This is a genomic window from Streptomyces sp. SAS_281 (genome assembly GCF_052542855.1).
In genome coordinates this window covers 23,012-37,593 of the sequence record NZ_JBMNDO010000018.1, presented here as the reverse complement: position 1 = coordinate 37,593, position 14,582 = coordinate 23,012, and the positions used below count along the sequence as shown (strand labels likewise).

The window sequence follows — 14,582 nt, the reverse complement described above, 5'->3', positions numbered from 1 at the left end:
TCTGGAGGAAGCTCCCAGCCGCCTCCGGGCCGCCCGCGACCGGCCAGTAGAGTGCGGGTGCGTCAGCCCCCGAGACCCGAGGTACCGTCCGTGACCCCCGAGCATCCCCGCCCGCCCGCAGTCGCCGTGGTCGGGATCGGAGCCGACGGATGGGCCGGGCTCGCCGGACCGGCGCGCGCGGCGCTGACGGACGCCCAGGTCCTCATCGGCGCCGGCCGGCAACTCGGCCTCCTGCCACCGGAGTGCGCGGGCGTCCGCGTGCCCTGGCCCTCGCCCCTGCGCCCCGCCGTCCCCGGCCTGCTCGCCGCCCACGAAGGCCGCCGCATCGCCGTTCTGGCCAGCGGCGACCCCATGTTCTACGGAATCGGCCGGGCCCTCACCGAAGTCCTGGGCGCCGAACGGCTGCACGTCCTGCCGCACCCCTCGTCCGTCTCCTACGCCTGCGCCCGCGTCGGCTGGCCGCTGGAGGACACCGAGGTCGTCACCCTCGTCGGACGCCCCGCCGCCCGGCTCGCCGCCGCCCTGCACGAAGGGCGCCGGCTCCTCGTCCTCAGCGCCGACGCCGACACCCCGGCCACCGTCGCCGCACTGCTGCGCGACCGCGGCTTCGGGCCCAGCCGGATGCGGGTCCTGGAACAGCTCGGCAGCGAGGACGAGGCGTGCGCCGAGGGCACGGCCGACACCTGGGACCGCCCCGCAGGGGACCCGCTCAACGTCGTCGCCGTCGAGTGCCGGACCGCCCCGGGGGCGCTGCGCCTCGGCGCCGTACCGGGCCTGCCGGACGAGGCGTACGCGCACGACGGGCAACTGACGAAGCGTCATGTCCGGGCCGCCACCCTCGGCGTGCTCGCCCCCGCCCCCGGCGAACTCCTCTGGGACATCGGCGGCGGCTCCGGCTCCATCGCCGTCGAGTGGATGCGCGTCCACCCCTCCTGCCGGGCGGTCACCGTCGAACGCGACCCCGTCCGCGCGGCGCGCATCGCGGCCAACGCCGACCGGCTCGGCGTGCCCGGCCTCCGCGTCGTCACCGGCCGCGCGCCCGACTGCCTGGACCGACTCCCCACCCCGGACGCCGTGTTCATCGGCGGCGGCCTCACCGCGCCCGGCCTCCTCGACGCCTGCCTCGGCGCGCTCCCGCCCGGCGGCCGGCTGGTCGCCAACACGGTCACCCTGGAGTCCGAGGCGCTGCTCGCAGCCCGGCACAAGGCGCACGGCGGCGAGTTGACACGCCTCGCCGTCTCGCACGCCGTGCCCGTCGGCACGTTCACCGGCTGGCGCCAGGCCATGCCCGTCACCCAGTGGTCCGTACGCAAGGCCACGCAACTCCCTGGAGACGACAGATGACCGTGTACTTCATCGGCGCGGGCCCCGGCGCCGCCGACCTGATCACGGTGCGCGGCGCGCGCACGCTCGCCGCCTGCCAGGTGTGCCTGTACGCGGGCAGCCTGGTGCCTCGCGAGCTCCTGGCCGAGTGCCCGGACGACGCCCGTCTGGTGGACACCGCGCAGCTCGACATCGACGCGATCACCGCCGAACTGGTCGCCGCGCACCGGGCCGGGCACGACGTGGCGCGGCTGCACTCCGGCGACCCCTCGGTGTTCAGCGCGGTCAACGAGCAGATGCGCCGCCTGGACGAGGCGGGCGTGCCGTACGAGGTGGTCCCGGGCGTACCCGCGTTCGCCGCCGCGGCGGCGGCCCTCAAGCGTGAGCTGACCGTGCCGACCGTGGGCCAGACCGTCATCCTGACCCGGATCGCCCAGCGGGCCACCGCGATGCCCGAGGGCGAGGACCTGGCGACGCTCGGCCGCAGCGGCGCGCTGATCGTCCTGCACCTCGCGGCCCGCTACGTGGACCGCGTCGTCGAGGAGCTGCTGCCGCACTACGGCGCCGACTGCCCGGCCGCCGTCGTCGCCATGGCCTCACGCCCCGACGAACTCGTCCTGCGCGGAACCCTGGACGACATCGCCGCCCAGGTGAAGGCCGCGGGCGTCATCCGTACCGCCGTGATCATGGTCGGACGCACCCTGGGCGCCGAGCAGTTCCACGACAGCCACCTCTACTCGCCCGCCCGCGACCGCCACACCTGCTGACCGGGGCCTGTCCGGGCGGGTCACCGAACGGGGCTGCGCCCCACCACGTTCCCCGCCCGGTCGACGCAGATCACGTCCACCGCCACCGGCGCCCCCCGCAGCACCGACAGCGCCTCGTCCCGCGCCGCCACCGCCACCAGATCGCCCAGCGGCACCCCGCGCGCCTGGCACAGCTGGAGTGCGGCGAGACCGGTGTTGGCGACGGCGATCCCGGCGGCCAGGGACTCGTCGGCACCGCCGCGCCGGGCCAGCTCCGCCAGGTACGCCTTGTCGACCTGGGAGCGCCCGGAATGGAGGTCCAGATGCCCGGCGGCGAGCTTCGACAGCTTGGCGAACCCGCCGCAGATCGTGAGCCGGTCCACCGGGTGGCGGCGTACGTACTTGAGCACCGCGCCCGCGAAGTCGCCCATGTCCAGCAGCGCGATCTCCGGCAGCCCGTACTCGGCGACCACCGTCTTCTCCGACGTCGAGCCCGTGCACCCGGCGACGTGGGTGTGCCCGGCCGCGCGCGCCACGTCCACGCCCCGGCGGATCGAGTCGATCCACGCCGAGCAGGAGTACGGCACCACGACCCCGGTCGTACCGAGGATCGAAAGGCCGCCCAGGATGCCCAGGCGCGGGTTCCAGGTGGAGCGGGCGATCTCCTCGCCGTGGTCCACGCCGATCGTCACCTCGACGTCCCCGGTCCCGCCGTGCGCCGCCGCGACCTCCGCGATGTGCTCCCGGATCATCTGACGCGGCACCGGGTTCACCGCCGGTTCGCCGACGTCCAGCGGCAGCCCCGGCAGCGTCACCGTGCCCACACCGGGCCCGGCCCGGAACACCACGCCCGAGCCCGGCGGCAGCGCCCGCACGGTCACCCGCACCAGGGCACCGTGCGTCACGTCGGGGTCGTCGCCCGCGTCCTTCACCACGCCCGCCGTCGCCCGCCCGTCGCCCAGCTCCTCCACGGCCAGCGCGAACGCCGGGGTCTCGCCCTTGGGTAGCGCGATCGTCACCGGGTCCGGGAAGTCCCCGCTCAGCAGCGCCGTGTACGCGGCCGTCGCTGCGGCGGTCGCGCAGGCACCGGTCGTCCAGCCCGGCCGCAGACCGGTGTGCTTGAGTTGGGCGCCGCGCCCGCCTTTCGCCTCACTCAAGGATGCTCCCCGTGCACGTACTGATTCTGGGCGGGACGACGGAGGCCCGCCGGCTCGCCGAACTCCTGGTGGCCGGGCTGCCCGCCGGAAGCAGGGTCACCAGCTCGCTCGCGGGCCGGGTCGCCCGGCCGAAGCTGCCGCCCGGGGAGGTCCGGGTCGGGGGCTTCGGCGGAGCCGAGGGGCTCGCGGAGTGGCTCCGCTCGCACCGGGTGCACGCGCTCATCGACGCCACCCATCCTTTCGCCGGGACGATCACCTTCAACGCGGCCGTCGCGGCCGCCGCCGCCCATGTTCCCCTGCTCATGCTGCGCCGGCCCGGCTGGGTGCCCGGTGCCGGCGACGACTGGCACCCGGTCGGCTCCCTGGCCGAGGCGGCCGGGGCACTGCCCGTGCTGGGGCGGCGCGTGTTCCTCACCACGGGCCGCATGGGGCTCGCCGCCTTCGCGGGCCTGGACGACCTGTGGTTCCTGACGCGGTCCGTGGACGCCCCGGAACCGCCGTACCCGGCCCGGATGGAGACCCTGCTCGACCGGGGCCCCTTCACCCTGGAAGGCGAGCGGGAGCTGATCCGCCGCCACCGCGTCGACGTCCTCGTCACCAAGGACAGCGGCGGCGCCGCGACCGCCCCCAAACTGACCGCGGCCCGAGAGGCCGGCATCCCCGTGGTCGTCGTCCGCCGGCCACCGGTCCCCGAGGGGGGCGCGGTGGCCGGCAGCCCGGAAGAGGCCCTGGCCTGGCTGACGGATCAGCCCTCCGGGTAGCGGCGCGGCGTCCACACGATCTGCGTGCCGTCGCCCCGCCGCCCCCACCGGGTCTGCGACGACCCGACGATGAGGAGCGTGCGCATGTCCACCTCGTCCGGATCGAGGTCGGCCAGACGCACCGTCCGTACGCTCTCGGCCGGCCCGCCGACGTCCCGGCCGAGGACCACCGGCGTGTCCGGCGAGCGGTGTTCGAGGAGCAGGTCCCGCGCCTTGCCGACCTGCCACGTCCGGCTCCGCGAACCGGGGTTGTACAGCGCGAGCACCAGGTCCGCCGAGGCGGCGGCGGACAGCCGGCGCGCGATGACCTCCCACGGCTTGAGCCGGTCCGACAGCGAGATCGCCGCGTAGTCGTGGCCCAGCGGCGCACCCGCCCGGGCCGCCGCCGCGTTCGCCGCCGTCACCCCGGGCAGCACCCGCACCGGCACGTCCGCGTACTCCTCCTGCGACGCCACCTCCAGCACCGCCGTCGCCATGGCGAAGACCCCCGGGTCCCCGCCGGACACCACGGCGACCCGCCGCCCCCGCCGGGCCAGGTCGAGCGCGAACTCCGCCCGCTCCGACTCCACCTTGTTGTCCGAGCCGTGCCGTATCTGCCCCGGCCGGACCGGCACCCGGTCCAGGTACGTGGTGTAGCCGACCAGGTCGTCGGCGGCGGCCAGCGCCCCGCGCGTCTCGGGCGTCAGCCACAGCGGACCGGCCGGACCGGTGCCGACGACCGCCACCTCACCGTCGCCCGGGGAGCGCTCAGGGCGGGCGTCGATGCGGCTCGGCAGGACGGCGACCGCGAAGTACGGCACCGAACCGGCGTCCGTGTCCGCGAGGTCGCCCAGCCGCTCCCCGGCCATCGTGGCGCGCTCCACATAGCGGGCCTCGGGCAGGCGGCCGGACGCCTCGAACGCGCGGCGGACGGCGGGGAAGGTGCGGCCCAGCTTCATCACCACCGCCGCGTCGGTCGCGGCCAGCCTGGCGGTCAGCTCCTCCTCCGGCAGGGTGCCGGGCAGGATCGTCAGGACCTCCTCGCCCTCCGCGAGCGGGGTGCCGAGCCGGGCGGCGGCCGCGCTGACCGAGGTCACCCCGGGGATCACCTCGGTCGGGTAGCGGTCGGCCAGCCGCTTGTGCATGTGCATGTACGAGCCGTAGAACATCGGGTCGCCCTCGGCGAGCACGGCGACCGTGCGCCCCGCTTCCAGGTGCACGGCGAGCCGGGCCGCCGACTCGGTGTAGAAGTCCTCCATGGCGCCCCGGTAGCCGCCGGGGTGGTCCGTGGTCTCCGTCGTGACGGGGTAGACCAGGGCCTCCTCGATGTGGTCGGCGCGCAGGTGCTCCGCCGCGATGGACCGGGCGATCGACCGGCCGTGCCGGGCGCTGTGGTAGGCCACGACGTCCGCCTCGGCGATGACCTCCACCGCGCGCAGGGTCATCAGGGCGGGGTCGCCGGGGCCGAGCCCGACGCCGTAGAGCCGTCCCGTCGGCCGCTCGCCCGGCTGTCCGGCCCGCTCCCCGCCCGGCTGTCCCGTCTGCTGCTCGCTCACGGTCACTCTTCCTCGCTGGCGATGGCGTTGAGCGCGGCGGCCGCGATGGCGCTGCCGCCGCGCCGGCCGCGCACGATGAGGTGGTCGAGCCCCGACGGGTGGGCGGCCAGGGCGTCCTTGGACTCGGCGGCGCCGACGAACCCGACCGGGACACCGATGACGGCGGCGGGGCGCGGGGCCCCCTCCTCGATCATCTCGAGCAGCCGGAACAGGGCGGTCGGCGCGTTCCCGACGGCCACGACCGCCCCGTCGAGCCGGTCCCGCCACAGTTCGAGGGCGGCCGCCGAGCGGGTCGTGCCCAGCTCCTTCGCCAGCCCGGGCACCGCCGGGTCGGACAGGGTGCACACCACCTCGTTGTCCGCGGGCAGCCGCTTGCGGGTGACCCCGCTGGCGACCATGGCCACATCGCACAGGATGGGCGCCCCTGCCCGCAGCGCCGCGCGTGCGCGGGCTACCGCGTCGGGTGTGTAGCCGAGGTCGCGTACGAGGTCGACCATCCCGCAGGCGTGGATCATCCGGACCGCGACCTGGCTCACGTCCGCGGGCAGACCGGCGAGGTCCGCCTCCGCCCGGATGGTGGCGAAGGACTGGCGATAGATGGCCGGTCCGTCCTTCTCGTACTCGTACACAGTGGTGTCGCTCTCTTCTCAGGGCGGGGGGTCGGACAGGAAAAGTGTGGGGAAGGGTGGATCAGGTGTGAGGGTTACGGGCCGCTGCCACCGCGTCTGCCAGCGCGCCGGGGTCGCCGGCGACGCGGACCGGCTCCTCGCGCCGCCCACCGTCCCGTACGACGGACACCCGGTAACCGCCGTCCGGGCCGGCGACGACGTCGACCCACGTACCGCGTGGGTGTCCGCACCGCCGTTCGCACCCGGACCAGTGGACGGGCAGGGCGCGGTCGGCCGATCCGGCACGCAGGGCTGACGTGGCGTCACCCCGTACATCGGCCAGGGACTTCGCGCACCCCGGCCGTCCGATGCACGCGTTCACGCCGGACCACGGCGAGCCGGGCCCGGTGACGAGGCCCACGGCCTCCAACGCGCCGAGCGCCCCGGACACCCGCTCCCGCCGGACCCCGGGCACGACGGCTCCGCGCCACGGAGTGAGCCGCAGTTCGCCGGCGCCGTGGTCCCGGGCGACGTCCGTCAGCGCCCGCCACCGCACCGCGTCCGCCCGCCCGAGGGGCAGCCCGACCGACAGCGCGTCGGTGGCGCCGGGCCCCGCCACCACACCGGGCAGCGGGGGAGCCCCACCCGGCACCGGTACGGTCCCGAGGGAGACGGGCAGCCCCGCCGCACCCAGCCTCCGTACCACCTCGGCGAGCAACGGCCCGGCACCCCCGGAGAGGTCGGCGACCCGCCACGCACCGGAACCGGAAGCGTCCGCCATGGACAGGAACACCGTCGCCGCCAGCAACGCGGCGCGCGGCGCCTCGTCACCCGGAATCCGGGCCACCGACTCCAGGGCCCCGATGCGCAGCTCCACGTCCCCGTCCGCCCGCGCCCGCAGCGTCACATCCGCGCCCAGCGCGTCCACATCGCCGCGCCCGTCGTCCAGCGCGAACAGGAAGCGGCCCGACAGGCCGACCGCTTCCTCGCTCGCGCACACCAGCGCGTCCAGCGCGGACAGCCACGGGCGGACATCCCGCTCGCCGCGACCGTCGAGCCCGGACAGCGGAGAGGCCACCACATTGCGGACCCGCTCATGCCGCGCGGAGGGCAAAAGGCCCATTTCGTACATCCGGGAGGCCAGTTCACCCCCGCACTCCGCGTCCAGACCGCGCAGCTGCACATTGCCGCGCGAAGTGAGATACAGCTCACCATCGCCCAGCTCCACCGCCAACTCCCGCAGCCCGTCCGCCTGGTCCGCGCTCAGCACGCCACCGGGCACCCGGACCCGCGCCAACGCCCCGTCGTCCGCCCGGTGCAGGCGCAGCGCACCGGGGCAGGCGTCGCCGCGGGACCGGAAACGGGCGTCGTCGGGCTGGGCGAAATGGGGGGCTGGGGGAGGCATGGCGGCGAGCATACCGACCATCTCATCCGATCCGTATGACCCGCCGGGCGCCCCGGCCCGTACTATGCCTGCGGGGCCCGTCTTCGCGGACGGACCCCGGCGGGCCTCCGGGCCCGTCGTCGCCACAGACGGCGACAGGGGAGGAAGCCCGGTGCGATTCCGGCGCGGTCCCGCCACTGTGAGCCCGGCCCCACCAGGCCGGGCGAGTCAGGAACTCCCTTCCCCGCACGTTCGGCAGGTCCGAGCAGGGGATCTCGACACCGCCCGGGGCGTGGACACCCCGAGGAAGGCCAGACGCCGCATGATCCTGCTCCTGTCGACGTCCGACACCGACCTGCTCAGCGCCCGCGCCTCCGACGGACCGGTCCGCTACCGGTACGCGAACCCCTCACGCCTCCCGCTCCAGGACCTGCCCGCCCTCCTGGACGGCGCCGACCTCGTCGTCGTACGCCTCCTCGGCGGCATCCGTGCCTGGCAGGACGGCCTCGACCAGCTCCTCGCCACCGGCCGCCCCGTCGTCGTCCTCACCGGTGAACAGGCCCCCGACGCCCAGCTGATGGCCGCGTCCACCGTCCCCATCGGCATCGCCGCCGAGGCCCACGCCTACCTCGCGCACGGCGGCCCCGCCAACCTGGACCAGCTCGCCCGCTTCCTCTCCGACACCGTCCTGCTCACCGGCCACGGCTTCGAACCGCCCGCCGCCGCACCCTCCTGGGGCCCGCTGGAGCGCACACCCCGGGCGGCCGGGGAGGGCGCCCCCACGGTGGCGGTGCTCTACTACCGCGCCCACCACATGAGCGGCAACACCGCGTTCATCGAGACCCTGTGCCGGGCCGTCGAAGCCGCGGGCGCCAAGGCCCTGCCGCTGTACGTCGCATCCCTGCGCGCCCCGGAACCCGCACTCATCGAGACCCTGCGCGGCGCCGACGCGATCGTCACCACGGTCCTCGCGGCCGGCGGCACCCGGCCCGCCGAGGCATCGGCCGGCGGCGACGACGAATCCTGGGACGCGGGCGCGCTCACCGCGCTCGACGTGCCGATCCTCCAAGCCCTCTGCCTGACCGGCTCCCGGGCCGACTGGGAGGGCAACGACGAGGGCGTGTCCCCGCTCGACGCCGCCAGCCAGATCGCCGTGCCCGAGTTCGACGGCCGCCTGATCACGGTCCCGTTCTCCTTCAAGGAGATCGACGAGGACGGCCTGCCCGCCTACGTCGCCGACGACGAACGCGCCGCCCGCGTGGCCGGCATCGCCGTACGGCACGCCCGGCTGCGCCACATCCCGAACGCCGAGAAGCGCGTCGCGCTCGTCCTCTCCGCGTACCCGACCAAGCACTCCCGTATCGGCAACGCCGTCGGGCTCGACACCCCGGCCAGCGCGGTCGCCCTGCTGCGCCGACTGCGCGAGGAGGGCTACGACTTCGGTACGGAGGAGGTCCCCGGCCTCGCCTCCGGCGACGGTGACGAGCTGATCTACGCCCTCATCGAGGCGGGCGGCCACGACCAGGCATGGCTCACCGAGGAACAGCTCGCCCGCAACCCGGTCCGCATCCCCGCCGCCGACTACCGCCGCTGGTACGCCACCCTGCCCGCCGAACTCCGCGAGGCCGTCGAGGAGCACTGGGGCCCGCCGCCCGGCGAGATGTTCGTGGACCGCTCCCGCAACCCGGAGGGCGACATCGTGCTCGCGGCCCTGCGCCGGGGCAACCTGCTCATCCTCATCCAGCCCCCGCGAGGCTTCGGCGAGAACCCGATCGCGATCTACCACGACCCGGATCTGCCGCCCTCGCACCACTACCTGGCCGCCTACCGCTGGATCGCCGCCCGCGCCGACGACAACGGCTTCGGCGCCGACGCCATGATCCACCTCGGCAAGCACGGCAACCTGGAATGGCTGCCCGGCAAGAACGCGGGCCTGTCCGCCTCCTGCGGCCCCGACGCGGCGCTCGGCGACCTCCCGCTGATCTACCCGTTCCTCGTCAACGACCCGGGCGAGGGCACCCAGGCCAAGCGCCGGGCACACGCCACGCTCGTGGACCACCTGGTGCCGCCGATGGCCCGGGCCGACAGCTACGGGGACATCGCCCGCCTCGAACAACTCCTGGACGAGCACGCCCAGATCGCCGCCATGGACCCGGCCAAGCTGCCGGCCGTCCGCGCCCAGATCTGGACCCTGATCCAGGCCGCGAAGCTCGACCACGACCTGGGCGTCGAGGACCGCCCGGAGGACGAGGGCTTCGACGACTTCATCATGCATCTGGACGGCTGGCTCTGCGAGATCAAGGACGTCCAGATCCGCGACGGCCTCCACGTCCTGGGCGCCGCGCCGACCGGGGCCGCCCGCGTCAACCTGATCCTGGCCATCCTCCGCGCCCGCCAGATCTGGGGCGGCACGACGTCCCTGCCGGGCTTGCGCGAGGCGTTGGGCCTGGACGAGTCGGCGGCGACGCGCACGGACGCGGACGCGGTGGAGGAGCAGGCCCGCGCCCTGGTCCAGGCGATGGAGGACGCGGACTGGGACCCGTCAGCACTTCAAGCCCCTGCGGCGGGCGATCAGCCAGATCAAGCCCCTGCGGCGATTGAGCAGCGGGGTCCGGGGCAGAGCCCCGAGTCCACGACCCGCACACCGCTCCACGACCTGACCCCGGACGTGGCGGCCATCCTCGACTTCGCGGCCGGAGAGGTCGCCCCCCGCCTGGCCAGGACCACCGACGAACTGGACCACTGCGTACACGCCCTCAACGGGCGCTTCGTCCCCGCGGGCCCCTCGGGTTCACCTCTCCGGGGCCTCGTCAACGTGCTCCCCACCGGCCGGAACTTCTACTCCGTCGACCCGAAGGCCGTCCCCTCCCGCCTCGCCTGGGAGACCGGCCAGGCCCTCGCCGACTCGCTCCTCACCCGCTACCGCGCGGACAACGGCGACTGGCCGGTGTCCGTCGGCCTCTCCCTCTGGGGCACGAGCGCCATGCGCACCGCGGGCGACGACGTCGCGGAGGCGTTCGCCCTGCTCGGCGTGCGCCCGGTCTGGGACGACGCCTCGCGCCGCGTCACCGGCCTCGAACCGATCCCCGCGGCCGAGCTCGGCCGTCCCCGCATCGACGTGACCCTCCGCATCAGCGGCTTCTTCCGCGACGCGTTCCCGCACACCATCGGCCTCCTGGACGACGCCGTGCGGCTGGCCGCCTCGCTGGACGAACCCGCCGAGCTCAACCACGTACGGGCGCACGCCCAGGCCGACCTGGCCGAGCACGGGGACGAGCGCCGGGCCACCACCCGTATCTTCGGCTCGCGCCCCGGCACGTACGGCGCCGGGCTGCTCCAGCTCATCGACTCGCGCGACTGGCGCACCGACGCCGACCTCGCCGAGGTCTACACGACGTGGGGCGGCTACGCCTACGGCCGCGACCTGGACGGCTGCCCGGCCCGGGAGGAGATGGAGACCGCGTACAAGCGCATCGCGGTCGCCGCGAAGAACACCGACACCCGCGAGCACGACATCGCGGACTCCGACGACTACTTCCAGTACCACGGGGGAATGGTCGCCACGGTCCGCGCACTGCGGGGCACCGCCCCGGAGGCGTACATCGGGGACTCGACCCGCCCCGAGACGGTCCGCACGCGCACGCTGACCGAGGAGACCTCCCGCGTCTTCCGCGCCAGGGTCGTCAACCCCAAGTGGATCGAGGCGATGCGCCGCCACGGCTACAAGGGAGCCTTCGAGCTGGCCGCGACCGTCGACTACCTCTTCGGGTACGACGCCACGACGGGCGTGGTCGCGGACTGGATGTACGACAAGCTGACCGAGACCTACGTCCTGGACCCGGCCAACCGCGCCTTCCTCGAACAGGCCAACCCGTGGGCCCTGCACGGCATCGCGGAACGCCTCCTGGAAGCGGAGTCGCGCGGTATGTGGGCCAAGCCCGACCCGGCCGTGCTCGAAGCGCTGCGCCAGGTGTTCCTGGAGACGGAAGGAAACCTGGAGGGCGAGGAGTAGACCGTCAGCCGGCGGTGCCGGGCTTCACACCCCATACGTGGACGACGTCGTCGAGCGCGAGCAGGTCCCACAGCTTCGCCGCGTCGTCCACCGTCAGGTTGACGCAGCCCGCCGACCCGCCGCCGTCGTACAGGTCGCCCGGGTGCCCGTGCAGCGCCTGACCGCCGTCGAAGAACTGCGAGTACGGCATGGGGGCGTCGTCGTAGATGTCGGAGACGTGGTCGCGGTCGCGCCAGTAGATGGTGTGCCGGCCGGGCCGCGTCTCCTCCGTGTCGCGACCGGTGCGGATGGGCACGGGCCCGAAGACGACCTTCTTCCCCTTCTGCACCCACAGCAGTTGGCGGTCCATGTCGACGCAGGTCACCCGGCCGTTCTCGACGGGGCAGTTCCCGGCGGCGTTCGGATTCGGCGTCGCTTCGACCACGAGCATCGCGCGGTACGTGCCGAGGTCGGCGAACCCGTCGGGGTGCGGGCGGCCCCGCTCGGTCTGGAAGGACCGGATGGCCCGGCAGTCGGCGTCGGACTGGCGGCCGTCGACGGGCAGTCCGAGGTGGGTCTCCAGCCGGCGCTGGTACGGCCCGGCCGGCGCGGTGCACGCGGCGTCGCGGCCGGGGGACGCGGCCGACGGGGCCGCGGTGCAGAGCAGCGCCATGGTCGCCGTGGCGACGGCGGCACCGATGAGGCGGTGGGGACGGGACACGAGCGGGCCTCCTGCGGGATCAACGGAACGGTGTGAAGCCGAGCCAATCAACACGAACGCCCGGCCGCCCACGAGTGGGCGGCCGGGTGGGTGAGCGCGTCAGCCGCGAGCGGCCTTGTGCGTGTCGTCCTTGCAGTCCTTGCCCTTGCACGGCTCACCGCGGTCGTTGGCCAGCTCCACGGTGACGCCCTCCTCGCTGTTCTCCTCCGTCACCTCGAACGGACCCGAGACCGGGTTCGCCGGCAGGACGTAGCCCTCCGGAACGGCGATCTCGCGGAGGTAGTACTCACCGAGCGGAAGGTCGTCGAAGGTGCACTGCCCGTCCTGGCCGGTCGAGCAGCCCGCGTCCGCGAGGGTGTCGGGGTTCGCCCCGCCCGTCTGGAGCCCGGGCACGTCGTTGCTCTCGCGCCACAGCTCGAAGACGGCCCCGGGCAGCGGCTCCCCGTTCTTCGCGTCCGTCTTGTCCAGCGTCAGCGAACCGGTCACCGGCGGCACGGGCGTGCGGCTGTTGACGGCTTCGGTCTGGACGCCGTCCTCGGCGTTGTCCTCGGTGAGGGTGAGGGGTCCGAAGACGTTGGGGTCGGGGAGGTCGTAGCCGTCGGGGGCCCCGGTCTCGCGCCAGTAGTAGGTGCCGGGGACCGTGGTCGCGGTGCAGACGCCGCCGGCGGGGGTGGTGCAGTCCGAGACGTGGGTGTCGGGGTTGATGCCGATCGTCTGGAGACCCGGCGTGTTGTTGGTCTCGCGCCACAGTTCGAAGTCGGCCCCGGCGAGCGGTGCCCCGGTGTCGGCGTCGGTCTTGCGGACGCGGACCTCACCGGTCACCGGCGGCACGGGCGTGCGGCTGTTGACGGCTTCGGCCCGGACGCCCTGGCCCGCGTTGTCCTCGGTCAGGACCAGCGGTCCGAATACGTCGGGGTCCGGCAGCTCGTAGCCGTCCGGGGCCGCGGTCTCGCGCCAGTAGTACGTACCCACGGTCGTCGTGTCGGAGCAGACACCGTTCGCCGGGGTGGTGCAGTCGGAGACATGGGTGTCGGGGTCGGCGCCGCCGGTCTGGAGGCCGGGCACGTCGTTGGTCTCGCGCCACAGCTCGAAGTCGGCCCCGGCCAGCGGGTCACCCGTCTCGGCGTCGGTCTTCAGCACGCTCACCGCGCCCGTCACCGGCTGCGGACCACCGCAGTCCGGGAGGTCGCCGTTGAACGGGTAGGCGTGGAACTCCACCCCGGCGTTCTCGCTCGTGTGGGTGAGCGAACCGGTGGTGAAGAACCTGCCGTTCATGCCGGGCAGGCTCACGGTGCTCATCGACGCCTGCTCGCCCACCAGCACGCTGCCCTGGAACTGCCCGGACCCCTCGAAGGACGCTGTGGTGGCGTCGGGCAGGTTCCACAGCAGCCGCTCGCGGTACTGGCCCAGCGTGTCGCTGCCGCTGGTGGTGTTGATGACACGGTTCTCCCCGATCACGTTGACCAGGATCGTCGCGTCGTCGGGGATGCCCTCGAACTCGATGGACTGGCTTCCGTTGGGGGAGTTCGGATTGACCAGGTCGAAGTCGACGTTGAACACCTGGAGGCCGGACGTCCCGTCGCCGGTGAACAGCGTCCGGTAGCCCTCGTTGACCGCGGTCCCGGTCGGCGTCCGGGTCTCGCCGTCCGGCCGCGCGTAGCACTGGCTGGCCGCCGTGAGCTCGTCGCGCAGGCCCGCGTACGGGGCCGTCGCGTCGTCGTCCTGGATGGTCCTCCCGGTGACGGTCCCGGTCAGCGCGCCCGCGTAGCGCACGGTGCCCAGCTCGTCGACGAGGCCGCCCGTCGTGTCCAGGGTCTGCCCGGGGGCGATGGTCACGTCCCCGCCGGCGGCCAGGAAGTCCGAGTCGACGGGCGGCGCGACGCGCGACCCCACCCCGACGATCCCGAGGTTGTACAGCCCGCCCGCTTCCGTGTTCTTGTTCTGGTCGAAGTCGTCGAGCACGACGACCCGGCCCTCGGCCTCCGCCGCACGCCCCCGGACGAGGAAGTCGTCGCCCACGAAGATGTTGATCGCGTCGTCCCGGCCCGCGATGTCCCCGTTGTTGACCGGCGGGAACGGGTCCGGGCAGTCGCCCGGCACGCACGGCCCGAGACCTCCGGGCAGCGTGGCGGCAGCTGCCGGCGTCGCGCCCAGGCCGAAGGTGAAGGCGGGGACGACGGCCGCCAGGACAGCACAGGCCGCACCCGTGGTGCGAGCGCGCGAACGCAGCGCGGCTAGGCGTTGGGGCATGGGTTTCATGGCGGCATCCTGGGCGGCCGGGGCCCCCGCTCCGCGCGCGACACGAGCCGTTGCGCCATGCGGTGGGGCGGGGCCACCCGGACGGAGGGGCGGATGC

10 protein-coding genes and 1 riboswitch are annotated in these 14,582 nt (G+C 74.3%); of the genes, 4 read left to right on the top strand and 6 right to left on the bottom strand.

Features of this window, described 5'->3' with window-relative positions:
* Positions 1 to 90 precede the first annotated feature (90 nt).
* Entirely contained in the window at positions 91 to 1,344 is a 1,254-nt protein-coding gene (gene cbiE / locus ACN6LM_RS09490) for a precorrin-6y C5,15-methyltransferase (decarboxylating) subunit CbiE (protein ID WP_445064858.1), read from the top strand.
* Positions 1,341 to 2,090, top strand: a complete 750-nt coding sequence (gene cobM / locus ACN6LM_RS09485; protein ID WP_445064857.1) for a precorrin-4 C(11)-methyltransferase — start codon at positions 1,341 to 1,343, stop codon at positions 2,088 to 2,090. Before cbiE ends, cobM begins: the two co-directional genes overlap by 4 nt.
* Positions 2,091 to 2,110: 20 nt before the next feature.
* Here cobM and ACN6LM_RS09480 read toward each other — a convergent pair whose 3' ends face one another.
* On the bottom strand, positions 2,111 to 3,226 hold the full coding sequence (locus ACN6LM_RS09480; RefSeq protein WP_445064856.1) for a cobalt-precorrin-5B (C(1))-methyltransferase: 1,116 nt from the start codon (positions 3,224 to 3,226) through the stop codon (positions 2,111 to 2,113).
* An 11-nt stretch (positions 3,227 to 3,237) separates the two neighbouring features.
* Between ACN6LM_RS09480 and ACN6LM_RS09475 the strand changes: the two genes are divergently transcribed.
* A complete protein-coding gene (locus ACN6LM_RS09475) occupies positions 3,238 to 3,987 on the top strand; it encodes a cobalt-precorrin-6A reductase (protein WP_445064854.1) in 750 nt (249 codons plus the stop codon).
* On the opposite strand, the gene ACN6LM_RS09470 is transcribed toward ACN6LM_RS09475, so the two are convergent.
* The 3 genes from ACN6LM_RS09470 to cobG form a co-directional block, all read right to left on the bottom strand.
* Positions 3,972 to 5,528 (bottom strand): precorrin-2 C(20)-methyltransferase, encoded by a 1,557-nt coding sequence (locus ACN6LM_RS09470; protein WP_445064853.1) that lies wholly within the window; start codon positions 5,526 to 5,528, stop codon positions 3,972 to 3,974. The genes ACN6LM_RS09475 and ACN6LM_RS09470 overlap by 16 nt on opposite strands.
* Positions 5,525 to 6,151: a precorrin-8X methylmutase gene (locus tag ACN6LM_RS09465; protein ID WP_445064851.1), complete on the bottom strand. Its 627-nt coding sequence runs from the start codon at positions 6,149 to 6,151 to the stop codon at positions 5,525 to 5,527. The genes ACN6LM_RS09470 and ACN6LM_RS09465 overlap by 4 nt, the downstream gene beginning before the upstream one ends.
* Before the next feature lie 61 nt (positions 6,152 to 6,212).
* Positions 6,213 to 7,556, bottom strand: a complete 1,344-nt coding sequence (cobG, locus tag ACN6LM_RS09460) for a precorrin-3B synthase (protein WP_445064850.1) — start codon at positions 7,554 to 7,556, stop codon at positions 6,213 to 6,215.
* A 95-nt stretch (positions 7,557 to 7,651) separates the two neighbouring features.
* Positions 7,652 to 7,752: riboswitch (cobalamin riboswitch) on the top strand.
* Between the two features lie 84 nt (positions 7,753 to 7,836).
* On the opposite strand from cobG, the gene cobN reads away from it, so the two are divergent.
* Positions 7,837 to 11,526, top strand: a complete 3,690-nt coding sequence (cobN, locus tag ACN6LM_RS09455) for a cobaltochelatase subunit CobN (protein ID WP_445064849.1) — start codon at positions 7,837 to 7,839, stop codon at positions 11,524 to 11,526.
* 4 nt (positions 11,527 to 11,530) lie between these two features.
* Here cobN and ACN6LM_RS09450 read toward each other — a convergent pair whose 3' ends face one another.
* A complete protein-coding gene (locus ACN6LM_RS09450) occupies positions 11,531 to 12,226 on the bottom strand; it encodes a L,D-transpeptidase (RefSeq protein ID WP_445064848.1) in 696 nt (231 codons plus the stop codon).
* Positions 12,227 to 12,325: 99 nt separating this feature from the next.
* Positions 12,326 to 14,485: a choice-of-anchor A family protein gene (locus ACN6LM_RS09445; protein ID WP_445064847.1), complete on the bottom strand. Its 2,160-nt coding sequence runs from the start codon at positions 14,483 to 14,485 to the stop codon at positions 12,326 to 12,328.
* Positions 14,486 to 14,582 lie beyond the last annotated feature (97 nt).

Coding starts and splice junctions, on each gene's coding strand:
- cobM (WP_445064857.1), top strand. CDS start 1,341: ATGACCGTGTACTTCATCGGCGCGGGCCCCGGCGCCGCCGACCTGATC.
- cobG (WP_445064850.1), bottom strand. CDS start 7,556: ATGGTCGGTATGCTCGCCGCCATGCCTCCCCCAGCCCCCCATTTCGCC.
- cobN (WP_445064849.1), top strand. CDS start 7,837: ATGATCCTGCTCCTGTCGACGTCCGACACCGACCTGCTCAGCGCCCGC.
- ACN6LM_RS09445 (WP_445064847.1), bottom strand. CDS start 14,485: ATGAAACCCATGCCCCAACGCCTAGCCGCGCTGCGTTCGCGCGCTCGC.